The 15,171-nt window shown below is 42.1% G+C and carries 14 protein-coding genes; 3 read left to right on the top strand and 11 right to left on the bottom strand.

The genetic code is table 11. The features are described 5' to 3' along the window. Positions 1 to 38 precede the first annotated feature (38 nt). From A5870_RS12050 to A5870_RS12065, 4 genes are all read right to left on the bottom strand, one after another. On the bottom strand, positions 39 to 239 hold the full coding sequence (locus tag A5870_RS12050) for a CsbD family protein (RefSeq protein WP_008377398.1): 201 nt from the start codon (positions 237 to 239) through the stop codon (positions 39 to 41). Between the two features lie 381 nt (positions 240 to 620). After that, a complete protein-coding gene (gene ffh, locus A5870_RS12055) occupies positions 621 to 2,039 on the bottom strand; it encodes a signal recognition particle protein (protein ID WP_005228902.1) in 1,419 nt (472 codons plus the stop codon). A 14-nt stretch (positions 2,040 to 2,053) separates the two neighbouring features. Further along, a complete protein-coding gene (locus A5870_RS12060) occupies positions 2,054 to 2,392 on the bottom strand; it encodes a putative DNA-binding protein (protein WP_005228897.1) in 339 nt (112 codons plus the stop codon). Further along, positions 2,382 to 2,855, bottom strand: coding sequence for a DUF523 domain-containing protein (locus A5870_RS12065; RefSeq protein ID WP_077453503.1), 474 nt, complete (start codon positions 2,853 to 2,855; stop codon positions 2,382 to 2,384). The genes A5870_RS12060 and A5870_RS12065 overlap by 11 nt, the downstream gene beginning before the upstream one ends. A 150-nt stretch (positions 2,856 to 3,005) precedes the next feature. On the opposite strand from A5870_RS12065, the gene A5870_RS12070 reads away from it, so the two are divergent. Both A5870_RS12070 and pnpS read left to right on the top strand, forming a co-directional pair. Beyond that, positions 3,006 to 3,710, top strand: a complete 705-nt coding sequence (locus A5870_RS12070) for a response regulator transcription factor (RefSeq protein WP_081118430.1) — start codon at positions 3,006 to 3,008, stop codon at positions 3,708 to 3,710. Continuing rightward, on the top strand, positions 3,710 to 5,440 hold the full coding sequence (gene pnpS / locus A5870_RS12075) for a two-component system histidine kinase PnpS (RefSeq protein WP_086293058.1): 1,731 nt from the start codon (positions 3,710 to 3,712) through the stop codon (positions 5,438 to 5,440). The genes A5870_RS12070 and pnpS overlap by 1 nt, the downstream gene beginning before the upstream one ends. A gap of 70 nt (positions 5,441 to 5,510) precedes the next feature. Here the strand turns inward: pnpS and A5870_RS12080 are convergent, their stop codons facing one another. The 3 genes from A5870_RS12080 to A5870_RS12090 form a co-directional block, all read right to left on the bottom strand. Beyond that, positions 5,511 to 7,748 carry a GH25 family lysozyme gene (locus tag A5870_RS12080; RefSeq protein ID WP_086293060.1) on the bottom strand — a complete coding sequence of 746 codons (2,238 nt, stop codon included), beginning with the start codon at positions 7,746 to 7,748 and terminating at the stop codon, positions 5,511 to 5,513. Positions 7,749 to 7,868: 120 nt separating this feature from the next. Next, positions 7,869 to 8,777, bottom strand: a complete 909-nt coding sequence (locus tag A5870_RS12085; RefSeq protein WP_016608721.1) for a phosphate ABC transporter substrate-binding protein PstS family protein — start codon at positions 8,775 to 8,777, stop codon at positions 7,869 to 7,871. A gap of 187 nt (positions 8,778 to 8,964) precedes the next feature. Continuing rightward, a complete protein-coding gene (locus A5870_RS12090) occupies positions 8,965 to 10,134 on the bottom strand; it encodes a pyridoxal phosphate-dependent aminotransferase (protein WP_086293062.1) in 1,170 nt (389 codons plus the stop codon). 178 nt (positions 10,135 to 10,312) lie between these two features. Here A5870_RS12090 and A5870_RS12095 point away from each other — a divergent pair, with 178 nt between their 5' ends. Beyond that, positions 10,313 to 11,032: a DUF2087 domain-containing protein gene (locus A5870_RS12095; RefSeq protein WP_086293064.1), complete on the top strand. Its 720-nt coding sequence runs from the start codon at positions 10,313 to 10,315 to the stop codon at positions 11,030 to 11,032. Between the two features lie 161 nt (positions 11,033 to 11,193). On the opposite strand, the gene A5870_RS12100 is transcribed toward A5870_RS12095, so the two are convergent. From A5870_RS12100 to A5870_RS12115, 4 genes are all read right to left on the bottom strand, one after another. Continuing rightward, positions 11,194 to 11,721: a hypothetical protein gene (locus A5870_RS12100; protein WP_010749742.1), complete on the bottom strand. Its 528-nt coding sequence runs from the start codon at positions 11,719 to 11,721 to the stop codon at positions 11,194 to 11,196. Between the two features lie 101 nt (positions 11,722 to 11,822). After that, positions 11,823 to 14,297 (bottom strand): heavy metal translocating P-type ATPase, encoded by a 2,475-nt coding sequence (locus A5870_RS12105; protein WP_086293066.1) that lies wholly within the window; start codon positions 14,295 to 14,297, stop codon positions 11,823 to 11,825. A gap of 127 nt (positions 14,298 to 14,424) precedes the next feature. Continuing rightward, positions 14,425 to 14,634, bottom strand: coding sequence for a copper chaperone CopZ (gene copZ, locus A5870_RS12110; RefSeq protein WP_005228873.1), 210 nt, complete (start codon positions 14,632 to 14,634; stop codon positions 14,425 to 14,427). A 37-nt stretch (positions 14,635 to 14,671) separates the two neighbouring features. Then, positions 14,672 to 15,118, bottom strand: coding sequence for a CopY/TcrY family copper transport repressor (locus A5870_RS12115; protein ID WP_008377382.1), 447 nt, complete (start codon positions 15,116 to 15,118; stop codon positions 14,672 to 14,674). Positions 15,119 to 15,171: the final 53 nt, after the last annotated feature.

Raw genomic sequence — 15,171 nt, forward strand, 5'->3', positions numbered from 1 at the left:
CCCGGCAACAATTTCTTGTTGTAGGGACGCTTTTATATTTAATGTTTAGGTTTGTCGTCGTCTTTTTTGTCAAAGAAGTCATTTACTTTGCGAGAAACATCATCCGCAAAATCTTCAACCTTATCTTTGGCTTTCCCATATTTATTTTGGGTTTTCCCTTTTAATTCTTCGGAGTCATCTCCTGTAAGTTTCCCTTTTGTTTCGGTTACTTTTCCTTCAATGCGATCTTTGTTTGTCATCGTAAAAAACTCCTTTCATACTTGCTATAAGTTAATAGTAGCATCATTTGACAGAAAGCACGAATGTTCTGCTTCTATCCTATTCTTCGAGTTGTCCGCAACTAGTGTTGTTCACTGTTTTTGACTCTTGGACGATTTAGGATATTCGGTAGAAAGCTGGCTTTCTCTATAAAATGGGATGTTCTTTAGATGTTCTTTGAAGAAGTTCATTTAAAGAGGACGCTGTGAGCATAAAAAACCATGACCTGAAGAAGGCAATCTGAGGAGTTGCAGTTGCTAGAATCAGCAGGTACAGCTTCTCGATTTGGTGCCTTTTCAGATCATGTTTTTTAATTACACAAAGATAAGGTTCAGTTCTCAGTTCCTATCAGTGTTAAACGATTATTTGCGTTTTTTCTTTTTCTTCTTTTGTTTTTTAACCATGCGGTTCATGGCCATTTTTCCAAGTTTCCCTTTGACCCCACCGCCAAACATTTGATCCATGCCAGGAATGTTCATATTCCCTTTACTCATTTGCTGCATCATTTTGCGAGATTCTTTGAATTGTTTGATCATGCGGTTGACTTCAACGACACTGTTTCCAGAACCGGCGGCAATCCGACGACGGCGGCTTGGATTTAACAAATCAGGATTTTCCCGTTCAGCTGGTGTCATAGAATAAACCATGGCTTTTTGCCGAGCAATTTGTTTCGGATCAACTTTGACATTTTCGATACCAGGCATTTGGCTCATTCCCGGAATCATTTTTAAGAGATCTTCAATTGGGCCCATGCCCATGACTTGATCGATCTGTTCGACAAAGTCATTGAAGTCGAAAGAGTTTTCCTTCATTTTTTGAGCAAGTTCTTCTGCTTTTTTCTCGTCGTAATCTTGCTGTGCTTTTTCGATCAAAGTCAGCATATCACCCATACCGAGAATCCGACTAGACATCCGATCTGGATGGAATACTTCAAGGTCGGTCAATTTTTCACCGGTACCAGTGAACTTGATTGGAGCGCCAGTAACTTGACGAATCGACAATGCCGCCCCGCCACGAGTATCACCATCTAGTTTGGTGATGACCACCCCTGTGATCCCCAGTTGTTGATTGAAGCTTTCTGCCACGTTGACAGCATCTTGTCCGGTCATCGCATCAACTACCAGTAAAATTTCATTTGGCTGTGCCAGGTCCTTGATTTGTTTTAGCTCTTCCATCAAGTTTTCATCGATATGCAAACGACCTGCCGTATCGATCAAAACATAGTCATTTTTCTTTTCCCGAGCCAAAGCCAGTCCTTGACGCACGATTTCAACTGGACTGACATCTGTTCCCATATCAAAAACAGGTACATCCAATTGCTGCCCTAATACTTTCAACTGGTCGATCGCGGCTGGACGATACACGTCACCAGCGATCATTAATGGGCGAGCGTTTTCGGTTTTGATCAAATGGTTGGCTAATTTTCCAGCAAAGGTGGTTTTCCCTGCCCCTTGCAGACCAGCCATCATGATGATCGTTGGAATCTTCGGTGATTTTTCGATCCCAACTGTTTCTGATCCTAATGTTTTAGTTAATTCTTCATCAACGATTTTAACGATCTGTTGCGCTGGAGATAAGCTTTCTAATACTTCTACCCCAACTGCTCGTTCACGAACATTTTTGGTAAACTCTTTTACAACCTGGAGATTGACGTCGGCTTCTAATAAAGCTAGACGAATCTCACGCATCATTTCTTTTACATCTGCTTCAGATACTTTTCCTTTTCTGCGCAGTTTGCTCATTGCCTGCTGGAGGCGTTCAGTTAAACTTTCAAATGCCATTTTTTTTCATTCCTTTATTCTTCAATTTCTTGGAGCTGTTGAATAAACCCCTGTAAGGTTTCGTCTTTTGGATAGTGAGTTTTCGTATACTCGCTTAGCTGATCCAGCAAGTCTTCCCGCATGATATAGTCCGAAAACATATGTAGTTTTTTTTCATAGTCTTCTAAAATACGTTCGGTGCGTTTGATGTTGTCATAGACTGCTTGACGGCTTACTTGATACTCTTCAGCGATTTCTCCTAGAGAAAAATCATCTGCGTAATACAATTCCATGTAATTCATCTGTTTTTCCGTCAATAACGTGGAATAAAACTCAAACAACGCATTCATGCGATTGGTCTTTTCAATTTCCATTTGCTTCCTCCTGTTTTGCAAGCCATTCGACATCGGACAAAACAGTCATGCCTTGTTGTCGAAAATACGCACAAGCGACACCGACCCCTGTTTTTTTGATTCCAGAAAAATTGCCATCATAAATCGTCTGACTGCCACAAGAGGGACTTTTCTCCTTTAGGATCAGTTGGGTGATGCCTTGCTCTTGTAATTTTTGATAAGCAATTTTCGCGCCGGTAGTAAACTCTTCGGTCACGTCTTCTCCTGAGATGGTGACGACCTTCGCCCGTTGTGCCCAAACATCCACCCCATCACCACCGACGATTTCGGCCGGTTCCCGTGGGATCGGCAAACCGCCAAGAACTTCTGGACAGACCATCATGGCTTGACCTGCTCTTACCAGTTCGATCAATTGTGGCACTGCTTGGTGTTTTCCATCATAGCGGCAAAGTGCACCGCCTAGACACGCACTGATTCCGATCATTTCGCACCCTCAGCTTTCCTATGAAATCGTCCTTTATTATAGCATTTATTTAGTGGTTGCAATAGTACCAATTGTCTATTCATGCTAAAATAGGACTTGTTCGTTGAAATTTAATCGTTTCTTGAAAAAAAGAAACGAAAGGAGTGTATCATGAAAAAAATTCTCGTTGTCGATGATGAACCTTCCATCGTCACACTTTTAACCTTTAATTTAGAAAAAGAAGGCTACCAAGTCGTCTCAGCCGCAGATGGAAAAAAAGCTTACGAATTAGCTTTGTCTAAGCCTTTTGACTTTATCATCTTAGATGTCATGCTGCCAAATATGGACGGTATCGAGATCACGAAGAAATTGCGCCAAGAAAAAATCGAGACCCCGATTCTCGTCTTGACCGCAAAAGATGATCCAATCGATCGGATCTTAGGCTTAGAAATCGGCGCCGATGACTATTTGACGAAGCCTTTCAGCCCTCGAGAAGTATTGGCTCGAATGAAAGCCATCTTCCGTCGTTTAGAACCCCGTCAACAAACACGAGAAGAAGATCAACCTGCAGAGATTCTGCAAGTCGGTGGGATCCAAGCAGACCTGACGAATTTCCAAGTCAGTGTGGATGGTGAGAAAATCTTCCTAACGCCAAAAGAATTCGAGCTGCTAGTTTACTTTATGAAACGTAAAGGCCGCGTGATCGATCGCGATACCTTGCTCAATCGCATTTGGAACTTCGACTTTGATGGACAAAGTCGCATCGTGGATGTTCACATCAGTCATTTAAGAGAAAAATTGGAAGCTGATCCAAAACGGCCGGAATACTTAGTAACGGTTCGGGGATTCGGGTATAAATTTCAGGAGCCAGTCTAATGAAAAAACGCTATGGCTATGGTATATGGTCGATTGGCCTATTGCTGATTTTTTTTCTAAGCTGGCAAGTTCTTAGCAGTTTTTACCGTCAGCAAGTCATTGCCCAGCAAGTGTCTTTTCTCCAAGAGAAAGCCACCGTTTTTTTGAATCTCTCAGATAACCAAACCGCGGCGTTAGAACAATTTGCGGATACCTATGTGGAAGATAGCAATAGTCGCATCACTTTGTTAGATGATCAAGGTCAGATTATTTTCGATACCTATGATCATACACTGCATGAAAACCGCTCCGATCGTCCAGAAGTCCAAGCCGTTTTGCGTGGAAGCGCCGTCGGTCAGTCTCTGAGGGAAAGTGATACCTTACATGAAGAATTGCTCTACGTGGCAGTCCCTGTCAAAGAGGAAGGAAATCTGACGCAAATCTTACGAATCGCCGAACCGACTGCTGCATTTTTTGCAAAAAACCAAGGAATCAAGCAGTCGATCTTGATTGTCTATCTTGTCTTTTGTTTCTTGATCAGCCTACTGATTTTCCATACCTTGCGTCAGCGGAATCGTCCGATCCAAACGATTCTGCCCGTCGTAAAGAAAATGATCAGCTCGCCCGATCAACAAGCAATCATTATGCAAGAAACACCTGAACATGATGAGTTGTATCAACTGATCAATCAGCTGAGCGAACAAATGAGCCAGACCTATCGTGCCTATGCAGCATCTGAACAACAACTTTACGGATTGCTCAGTGAATTGATGATCGGTGTCTTTATCATCAATGAAGAAAATCAACTGCTGCTGTTGAATCCGACGATGCAAGATCAGTTGGGGATGGAAACTGTGCCCACCTTGCCGCAACCTTTTACTGAAGTGATTCATGACACACAATTGATCCAGTTGATCTATCAATTTAATGACGAGACCCCTATTTTCCATGCGGAGACCACCCTTAGCGGAGAACGTTCAAAAGTCCTGGATGTTACCTTGCGGAGTTTCCAAGAAAACCAGTTGATTGGTATTTCCTATGACTTGACGCGCATCAGACAATTAGAAAAGATGCAAAAAGATTTTGTCGGCAATGTTTCTCATGAATTAAAAACACCGGTAACTTCCTTGATCGGGTTTACTGAAACATTGCTGGACGGTGCCAAAGAAGACCCTGAGACATTACAAACCTTCTTAGAGATCATTCAAAAAGATGCCTATCGCTTGAAAAATCTAATACAAGATATCATCCAATTGTCTCAAGACAGCGATTCTTTCCAGTATATCAATCAGCCAATCGACTTTTCCGAACTGCTGCAACAAGTCCTTCAAACCTATGGTCCCGCAGCTGCTAAGAAGCAATTAACCTTTCAATTTGAAGGACCAGAACACTACATTTTGTCTACCAAAAAAGAGCTGCTGCAGCCCATCGTAAAAAATCTAGTTGAAAATGCGGTCACCTATTCAAAACCTGGTGGAACCATCAAATTATCCTTTTCCGAGCAAGACGACCAGCTGCTATTCCAAGTGCAGGATCAAGGCATCGGCATCGATGAAGAAGATCAAGAACGGATTTTTGAACGGTTTTATCGGGTAGACAAAGCCCGCGCCCGCAATTCTGGCGGCACTGGACTCGGACTGGCTATCGTCAAAGACTATACCAAATTATTAGGCGGCAGCATCAAGGTGGACAGTTTCCCTAAAATTGGTTCTACCTTTACAGTGACTTTGCCGCTTCATGAAGAAAGATGAATATTATGGATAAAAAACAGCCGAGAAAACGCCTAGTGGCATTTTCTCGGCTGTTTTTTTGGAATCATGCTTACTTAACAACTTTTGTTGCGGATTCATTAACGTAACCTAACCAAGTTCCTTTATTATCATAAATTGACAGGTAATTACTACCATTAAAGTGGCGATACACATAGCGCGCTTCGAAAGTTTGTCCTTTCATGGCATTAGTCACCGTACTTTTTTGCTTCCAAGAGAAATTTTGCCAGAGTGGAAAATTCTGAGTAAACGTTATTTTTTTATGGTAACTTTGGTTTATTCCGGCAGCATTACTGGCTTCCTTTGTTCCATTGGCATTGATATAGCCAAGCCAAGTTCCTTTGTTATCGTACAATGATGAATAGGTACTTCCATTGAAATGGTTATAGTATACTTTTACTTGGAGTGTTTGACCGTAAAAATTACTGCTTTTATTTTTTTCTTTCCAAGAAAAGTTTTGCCAAATCGAATAATTTTTACTTGTAACAGTGACATATTTACCACTTGAAATAGCTGTTCCACCTGCATTATTCGCTGTTTTGGTACCATTAGCGTTCATATAGCCTAACCATGTACCAGATTGATCATATAGTGAATAATAAATACTGCCATTTAAGTGTTCATAGCGATATTTCGCTAGAACTGTTTTGTTCAAGTAATCCTTGCTGGATGCCTTTACTTTCCACGAAAAATTTTGCCATATCGAGTAATTTCCACTGGTGATCGTTACATAGCGTCCATCGGCCAATGCGGGGCCTTGATTCGTTTGAACTGCTAATTTCGTTGAAGCGATGTACCCAATCCATTTTCCAGAAAAATCATAAACTGAATCATAATACGTGCCATCAAAGTGATGGTAAGTACCGGTTACTTTATAGGTATTTTTCACCATATCTGAAGTTATCGGTGCAGTCTTAGTAAACGTAAAATCTCGATATATTATTCCTGGCTCTTTAAATTTGACATAGGTTTGTTTTGATTGCCAATTCCCTTGAGGACCATCAGCAACTTTGACGCCACCAGAGTTAATGTACCCAACCCAATTCCCTTGGTTGTCGTATAACGAATAATAGGTGCTACCGTTAATATGCTCATAACGCACTTTTATTTGCAGGGTCTGACCCAGATAAGCTTTAGAGTCTGCTTTTTTTGTCCAAGAGAAATTTTGCCAAATCGTATAATTGTCTTTTACAACGGTGGCATAACGGCCATCATTGATCGCACCACCTTGTCCTTGACTGATAAAATACTTGTTATAATCTGAATTCATATCAAAGGTGCCATTGATCCCTGGGAATGTAACGTTATATGTCCACTGCCATGCACTATAATCCGTATACTTCTGATTTTGCGGTTCGTATGGATATTGTGCGATCCAAACTTTGTTTTTTCCTAAAGCAACAGGGTCGATCGCGTTATCCGTGACCCACGACACACCTATATAATGATGCGTATTTGAATAACCCAACTCTTTTAATCTATTTTCAAAAACTTTTGACAATTGTGTATGGTCTGCTTTTTTCTTAATGTTTGGCTCTTCAATGTCATTGACCATCAAAGCAGAGGTCGGCAGTTTTAGCTGTTTGGCATAGCTTACAAAATAATCTGCTTCCGCTTTTGCCTGTGCCTCAGTGGTGAACCAACTGTAGTGATAAGCATGTACAATCAGGCCTGCAGCTTTAGCATTTGCGATTTGACTTGCAGCTAAGGGATTTCGATAAGAAGTTGCCTCTGTCAATTTCACCACCACTGCAGAAACGCCATAACTTTTAATCAACTTGAACTGCTCCACAGTGATCTCTCCGTTGTGGGAGGAAATATCAATAAAGTCTTGCTTTGGGGTTGAGGGATCTCCTGCTGAAATATAAGGTACACTAGAAACAGACCGTGCCGAACGGCTTAAGCTGACTTTCAAATCTGAACGGCTTCGATAGGTTGGGTCTAATCCTGAGCTGATATCATAGACAGAATCCGAAGCATTGTCTGGGCTTTTTTCTTCACTTTCGGCTGTACTGCTATCAACAGTCGTACTGCCCGTTTCACTGCGGTTACTTGATGATGTTGTCTCACTCGTTGAATCAATTGAGTCTTCGCTGGTTTCACCTGTATTCGAGCGAATTGTTTGGCTGTCACTGCTTGTCACATCATTCGTCTCAGAGTAAACAATAGCAGCCTCTTTTGACTCACTTGTTGATTCCGTGTCTGCAAAACCAACACGCATGCCAAAAATGACAAAGGCCGTTCCCGCATACAATGCTGCTATTAACATTTTTTTTGGAAATCTTCTCATTTTTTCCCCTTTCACTGAATATTCATCTATATTCACTATCTATTTTACATAAAAAATAAAAAAAAGGTACAAAAAAAGAAGGAGTTCTTCCCTTCTTTTTTTGTACCTTATGAAAACTGTTTATTCAACATTCGTTACTTCGCCGTCTACACTGCGTTCTACTTTCATATCAGTGATTGGCAAATATCCTAATTCGATAACGATTCCTTGTTGGACATCGTCTGTCATGATGTAATCAAGAAAGGCTTTGACGTTAGCATCTGGCTCGCCGTTCGTGTACATATGCTCGTAAGACCAGATTGGCCATTTGTTATCTGCAATATTTTCAGGAGTCGCTTCTACCCCATCAAGAGATAGCGCTTGGATCGAATCGTCCAAATAGGATAAAGCAAGGTAGCTGATTGCTCCTGGTGTTTCAGCAACAATTTTACGGACTGTTCCAGAAGAATCTTGTTCTTGTGTTTGGATCGTCTCTGCACCATCTAAGCCCCATTTTTCAAAGGTCGCTCTCGTACCGCTGCCTGATGCGCGGTTGATTACAGAGATTTCTTGATCTGCTCCACCTAGTTCAGACCAATTCTTCACTTTGCCTGTAAAGATATCAATTAAATCTTGTTGGCTAAGATCCGTAACGCCTGCGTCTTTATTCACCACTGGTGCCATACCAACTACAGCTACTTTATGGTCAACTAATTTGCTGGCATCCACACCATCTTTTTCATCCGCAAAAACATCGGAATTACCGATCGTCACAGCGCCTGCTTCTACTTGACTTAAGCCAGTTCCGCTACCGCCACCTTGAACAGTAATTGTATAATTGGGATTGTCTGCTGAGAAGCTTTCACCTGCTGCTTCAACCAAGGGTTGCAATGCAGTTGAGCCTACCGCTAAAATTTCTACATTTTCATTTGATGCGGCACCTGATGAAGATCCGCCTGATGCTTGACTGCTCTCAGTGCTTGCGCCACCGCTCCCACAGCCAGCTAATAATAAACCAGTTGCAAAAAATAAAAGTCCCAATTTTTTCATTTAGTAAATCTCCTTTCGTTATATGCTTAGTTTAGCAAGGCGGTGTAAACCCTTGATGGATTTCATGTAAAGAATCGATAAAGCGATGTAAATCTTTTGTAAAGTTCGTCGATTGCCTAAAAAAGCCCCCGCTGCATCCATCAGAGGGGGCTTACTTTATCTAAAAACGAAAGAAACGTTTGTAGAATCAATTGCTTTGCATATAGCGTGTCAAGCGATCCATCGCTTCCACCAAGTTTTCCATACTTGCCGCATAGCTTAAACGAACATAGCCTTCTGCTTCGGGACCAAAGGCGATACCCGGGATGATTGCTAATTGATTCTTTTCGGCTAAGTCGACACAAAAAGCCATTGAATCTTGGTTGAAACCTGCTGGTATTTTGGCAAAAATGTAGAATGCACCAGATGGCTTCGCCATTTCAAAACCAAGGGCAGTCATTTTTTCAAACAAGTAATCTCGGCGTTCACGGTAATCGGCTTTCATGACTTCTGTATCATTGATGCCTTCGATCAATGCCCGCACTGCGGCTTTTTGAGAAATCGTTGATGCCGCAGTCACTAAGTATTGGTGGACCTTAATGATCTGAGCAGTCAACGCTTCTGGTGCAAAAATGAAGCCGACGCGCCACCCAGTCATCGCGTGAGATTTCGACAAGCCGTTGATCACGATCGTTTGGTCACGCAAGTATTCGGCAATGGATACATGGGTTTCATCATAAGTCAACTCACTATAAATTTCATCGCTAATAACAAAAACGGGGTATTTTTCTAAAACTTCTGCCAATGCTTTGACTTGTTCTCGGGTATAAACGACCCCTGTTGGATTGCTGGGATAATTCAAAATGACTGCCTTGACTTGTTCCCCATGTTCTTTTAAGGCTGCTTCTAAAACTTCTGGCGCTAAAACAAAGTCATTGTTCGTCGTATCAAGATAAATCGGTTGGGCATGAGCTAAATGGATGACTGGTTCATAGCCTGGATAAATTGGTGCTGGTAGAATTACTTTATCACCAGGTTCCAGCGTGGCTAATAACGAAGCTGAGATTGCTTCCGTTGCACCGATCGTCACTAATACTTCTGATTGAAAGTCGTAATCAAGCTGATATTTATTTTTCAAAAAGAGACTGGCTGCTTGCCGAACATCTGCTAAGCCGGCCATTCCAGAATAGTGGCTGAAATTTTGTTCAATTGCTTGGACACCCGATTTTTTCACGTGCTCCGGTGTGTTGAAATCCGGCTCGCCTAACGTTAACTTTAAAATATCAGGAATTGAAGAAACCCGTTCATCAAATTTACGAATCAATGAAACAGCTATATTGTACACTTCGTGATTGAAGCGTTGGCTTACGTCTGCCATAGTATCACTCCTTTGAATTAAGCAAATTCATTCGCTATTGTTGTTAATCCTAACACAAAAAGGCGACGATTTTAAGCAACGGATGAAATTAATCTACTAACGATAAATTCGTTTACTTATTTACAAACAAAATAAAATTATGTTAGTATATATATAAACAATAAAAGGAGAACCTAAAATGAAACCTTATCAAGAGTTTACCATTTCTGATTATCAGCAAGGATATGTCGAAACAACAACGGATTATTGTTGCGTATTTTGTCAGGAGACCTTCGACAAAGAAGAAATCTATCCCGTTGATGGCGCCTTTTTTACAGCAAAAAAACGAATGATGCAGCATATCACTGAGCATCACGGAACCGTTTTATCCGCATTGTTGGCTTTACCCAAAGAACAAACAGGCTTATCAGAGAGCCAACAGGAGATTTTACAATTATTTGCCCAAGATATTAGCGATACTGTGATTGCCCAGCGCTTAGGTATCTCTTCTTCGACTGTCAGGAATCATCGCTTTAAGCTAAAAGAAAAGCAGCGACAAGCGACTGTTTTTCTAAGTATCATGTCCTTGTTGCAAGATAGCCCGCTGCTGCCGCCTCACAAAGGGGCAACGATGCTTGATGATCGCTATGCCATTACGGCTAGTGAAAGAGAAAAGATCATTGCTACTTATTTTGATGAAACGGGGTTTATCAAACAATTTCCCAGCAAAGAAAAGCGCAAGATCGTTGTCTTAAGTGTACTGGCACAAAAATTTGATCCGAAGAAAAATTATTCAGAAGCTGCCGTCAACGATGTATTAAAACAAGCGATCACCGATTACGTCACTGTCCGACGTTATTTGATCGAATACGGATTTATGCAACGGACGAAAGACGGGAAAACTTACTGGTTGACTTAAAACCTAGTCTGTAACTGTCTGGAACTTTTGTTGATTGGATGGACAGTATCTTTCACAGTGTTAAAAAGTCAAAAAGCTCCAGTTTTTTACAAAAAAAAGACAAAGTACGAAAACACCCGTACTTTGTCTACTGTCTGAAACGCTGGGACAAGTTCCAGCGTTTATTTTTCTTTTAGAAAGATTTTTTTGATGATCAATTTATCAAATAATTGCGTCTGATTGTCTTGTTCTCCAATGACTTCAGCGGTCACCGATTTACCATCTTGTTTTTTACGTAGCTGGTAAACGATCTTGCCTGTTTCTTTCAATTCGTTCACCATGTCAACGACACCGCCAAAACCAGTTTTACGAGTGATGAACCCCAACGCCACCATTCGCTCATCTAAATTTTTTGCCGAGATGCTCGCACCGGTGATCAGCGCTTGCCGCATGATTTGTAAGAATTCCTCTAGCCCTGCCACTGGCGGCTGTTCGGGTTCTTCTTCCATCATCGGTCGCTGACGCAAATAATCTAATTCCTGCAATAACGTTTCATACTGCTCTTGTGTCAACATGACCCCCGCCACTTTTTCACGATTGAATACATATACTGCTGTTCCTGCTTCTCGCGCTTGATTAAATACATCCATCGGAGATTTTTTTACTTCAGTAATTGAAGTAGTGGGAACATCCAATTTCTTCAGTTCCATAATCAACATCCTCCTTGTCTCAACGAACACATTATAGCATAAATCCAGAAGCAGATTATAGAGGTATTTCACTGCTCCTAGGAAAAGAAACAAAAAAGCGGCTAATCGCCGCTTTTTTCGATTGATAAGGTCATTGCATTGATGGCAACGATGATCGTGCTCATAGACATCAAGACAGCTCCGACTGCTGGGTTCAAAATGATCCCGATCGGTGCGAGGACGCCAGCTGCCAAAGGAATGGCAAAAATATTGTATCCTGCGCCCCACCAGAGATTTTGAATCATCTTGCGTCTTGTTTTTTTCGCCAAAGTCAAGAAGTGCAAGATGTCTTGAGGTTCGCTATTCGTCAAAACGACATCGGCTGAATCGATCGCTACATCGGTACCCGCTCCGATCGCAATCCCGATCGTCGCTCTTGCAAGACTTGGGGCGTCATTGATCCCATCGCCTACCATTACGACGCGCTTGCCCTCTTTGACATAGTCGCTGACTAGACGTTCTTTATCGTCTGGCAACATTGCCGCATGGAAGGCTTCGATTCCTAGGTAATCGGCTACGGCTTGCGCCGCTTCTTGGTTGTCCCCTGTAGCCATAACTGGCGTGATGCCTAAGTCTTTCACTTTTTGAATAAATTGACTCGCTTCTGGTTTCACCTTATCCCCTAATGCGACGATTCCTTCCACTTTGACGTCATGAACCAAATAGCTGATGGTATTGCCCTGTTCTTGATAATTTTTCAAGGAGTTCCCTTGATATTGAATGGTTAATTGCTCCAATCCTTTTTGATTGACGATCAACCACTTCTGTCCATCGATCACGCCTTCCAGACCAATCCCTGTCCTTGTTTGAACATCAGTCGCCTTTTTGGCTGTAATGTTTTCCTTTTCTGCTTGGGCTAAAATGCCTTCTGCGATCGGATGATTGGCGGTTTTCTCAAGACCTGCTAGGTAAGATAGTACTTCTGATGCAGAAAGGCTGCCTGTCGCCTCGATGCCAGTTACGGTAAACGTTCCTTCTGTTAACGTACCGGTCTTATCGAGGATCAGATAATCAACATGATGCGCATTCTCCAGTGCGTTGCGATTTTTTAAGAGCAAGCCATTTTTGGCAGCGATCGAGGTCGAACGAGCCACTACGAGGGGAATCGCTAGACCTAACGCATGGGGACAGGCAATGACGAATACCGTGACCATTCGATCAAGAGCAGTCGGTAGGTCAGCAACAAACAGCCACACAGCAAATGCCAAGACACCAGCAACTAACGCAATATAAAACAACCATTTTGCCACTTTGTCCGAAAGTGCTTCTAAGCGGGATTTATCAGCTTGGGCTTTTCGTACCATTTCCATGACTTTCGCTAAGTAACTGTCTTCCCCAGTCCCTGTGACTTCCATCGTGATGGTACCATTGCCGTTGACCGATCCTCCAATGACAGTACTGCCGATGGTTTTAGGTACCCGTCTGGATTCACCAGTAACTGCCGACTCATCGATCGTTGTTTCTCCTTCAAGAATCGTTCCGTCTGTAGGAATCTTATCTCCTGAGCGAACGATCAACTGTGTTTTGTTGGTCACTTCTTCTAATGGAATCTGTTCTTCTGATCCATCCGCATTTTTCCGAATCACTTCTTTTGGCAATAGTTCTGCTAATTTCTGTAATGCATTGCCAGCATTAGAAACGGCATTCATCTCGATCCAATGCCCTAACAACATGATCACGATCAGAGTCGCTAGTTCCCAGAAGAAATCCATTACATGAGGAACAGCAAGAAAATGATTGGCGATAAACGCGTAAAGACTATAAAAATAAGAAACCGTGATCCCCATAGCAATCAACGTCATCATGGCTGGGCTTTTTTGTTTCAATTCCATTTTCGCACCACTTAAAAACGGCTGACCGCCATAGAAAAACAGGATCGTTCCTAAAAGCAATACGATCCAATCTGAGCCGGGAAACGTGAACTGAAAGGGCAATTCGATGCCCATCATTGGTGATAAAATGACGATTGGAATCGCCAAAACCAAGGATAGCCAAAACTTTTGCTTAAAATTTCCCATATGCATACTATGATCCATGCCACCCATTCCATGATCCATATGACTATGATCCATACCAGACATCTCATGATTCATGTGACTATGATTCATACCAGACATCTCATGGTCCTTATGGCCGTGATCCATGCCAGACATCTCATGATCCGTGTGACTATGTTCCATGCCAGACATCTCATGATTCATGTGACTATGGTTCATGCCAGACATCTCGTGGTCCTTGTGGCCGTGATCCATGCCAGATATCTCATGGCCCTTATGGCTATAGTCCATGCTGGACACTTCATGATCCATAGGACCATGGTTACTATCGGAGCTTTCATGCTCCTGCTGTTTTGATGTCGCCTTGTGATGATCCATCCCATTCATCTCATGGCTAGGCTCAGGGACTTCTGTCACTTGTGATTGCGCATGTTGCTCTTTTCCCTGTGTACCATTATCCCGCTCATTCAAAGCAGGTTCATGCCTATGATGGCTTGACGTCTGACTATTACTTGCGGAAGACGTTTTTTTCTGATTCATCCTAGTATTCCCCTTCCTATTTCACTGAATGTGCGTACAGTCTTGCTCCTTCATACAAAAGCTTCAAGCGGCTGGACACTTTTCATTTGTTTTGATTTTTTCCTTTTCACTTTAGCAATTCCATTGCTTACTCAAATACCCCTTGATAACCCGCTTCGGTGACCGCATTGACTAAGGCTGTTTCTGTCACTTGCGACTCGTCAAACTTGACTGTTCCGCGAGCTTTTTTCAAGTCCACTTTGGCTTTTTTCACACCCGGTACTTCACTAAGCGCTTTTTCAACTTTTGCGGCACAATGGGCACAATTCATTCCGCTGATTTGCATGTTTTTTTTCATTACGATTCCTCATTTCTTTTAACAGTTCGTTGGCTACTTATTTTGTTGCATGGGTTTTGCATTGGCACTGACCAGGAATACAATTACATGAAATCGCTGCTACTGGCACTTTTTGGTCGACTGCTGCTTGGAGCATCGCCAAATCTTCTGCCGTCAATGCTGCTTCTTGGATCATTTCTGCTAATGTCTGCCCAACTTTTTTGGCACAAATATGAGAAAAAAGATTCTCAGCTGCGCTGCGAACGGTTGCTTCTTCGGAAACAAGCGGCGAATAAACAAATTTTTTCCCTTGGCTTTCTGTTTTCAATACGCCTTTTTTGACGAGTCGTCCTAAAAGCGTCTTGACCGTTGCTGCTTTCCAATTTTTATTTTCGCTCAATAAAGCGGTGATCTCTTTCGCGTCGGATTGTCCTAATGTCCAGATCACACGCATGACTTCCCATTCAGAATCGCTGATTTTGATTGGTTCGACCACAGATTGCATTTGTCCACTTCCTTTCATAAGTGATTCACACTTTTAAGTTTACATCTGTAATC

The sequence above is a fragment of the Enterococcus sp. 2G9_DIV0600 genome, assembly GCF_002140615.1.
GTDB classification, from domain to species: Bacteria; Bacillota; Bacilli; order Lactobacillales; family Enterococcaceae; genus Enterococcus_D; species Enterococcus_D innesii.

Coding starts and splice junctions, on each gene's coding strand:
- copZ (WP_005228873.1), bottom strand. CDS start 14,634: ATGAAAAAAAACATGCAAATCAGCGGAATGAATTGTGCCCATTGTGCC.
- A5870_RS12105 (WP_086293066.1), bottom strand. CDS start 14,297: ATGAATCAGAAAAAAACGTCTTCCGCAAGTAATAGTCAGACGTCAAGC.
- A5870_RS12090 (WP_086293062.1), bottom strand. CDS start 10,134: ATGGCAGACGTAAGCCAACGCTTCAATCACGAAGTGTACAATATAGCT.
- ffh (WP_005228902.1), bottom strand. CDS start 2,039: ATGGCATTTGAAAGTTTAACTGAACGCCTCCAGCAGGCAATGAGCAAA.
- A5870_RS12080 (WP_086293060.1), bottom strand. CDS start 7,748: ATGAGAAGATTTCCAAAAAAAATGTTAATAGCAGCATTGTATGCGGGA.
- A5870_RS12060 (WP_005228897.1), bottom strand. CDS start 2,392: ATGGAAATTGAAAAGACCAATCGCATGAATGCGTTGTTTGAGTTTTAT.
- A5870_RS12065 (WP_077453503.1), bottom strand. CDS start 2,855: ATGATCGGAATCAGTGCGTGTCTAGGCGGTGCACTTTGCCGCTATGAT.
- A5870_RS12115 (WP_008377382.1), bottom strand. CDS start 15,118: ATGCAATCTGTGGTCGAACCAATCAAAATCAGCGATTCTGAATGGGAA.
- A5870_RS12085 (WP_016608721.1), bottom strand. CDS start 8,777: ATGAAAAAATTGGGACTTTTATTTTTTGCAACTGGTTTATTATTAGCT.
- A5870_RS12095 (WP_086293064.1), top strand. CDS start 10,313: ATGAAACCTTATCAAGAGTTTACCATTTCTGATTATCAGCAAGGATAT.
- A5870_RS12100 (WP_010749742.1), bottom strand. CDS start 11,721: ATGGAACTGAAGAAATTGGATGTTCCCACTACTTCAATTACTGAAGTA.
- A5870_RS12050 (WP_008377398.1), bottom strand. CDS start 239: ATGACAAACAAAGATCGCATTGAAGGAAAAGTAACCGAAACAAAAGGG.
- pnpS (WP_086293058.1), top strand. CDS start 3,710: ATGAAAAAACGCTATGGCTATGGTATATGGTCGATTGGCCTATTGCTG.
- A5870_RS12070 (WP_081118430.1), top strand. CDS start 3,006: ATGAAAAAAATTCTCGTTGTCGATGATGAACCTTCCATCGTCACACTT.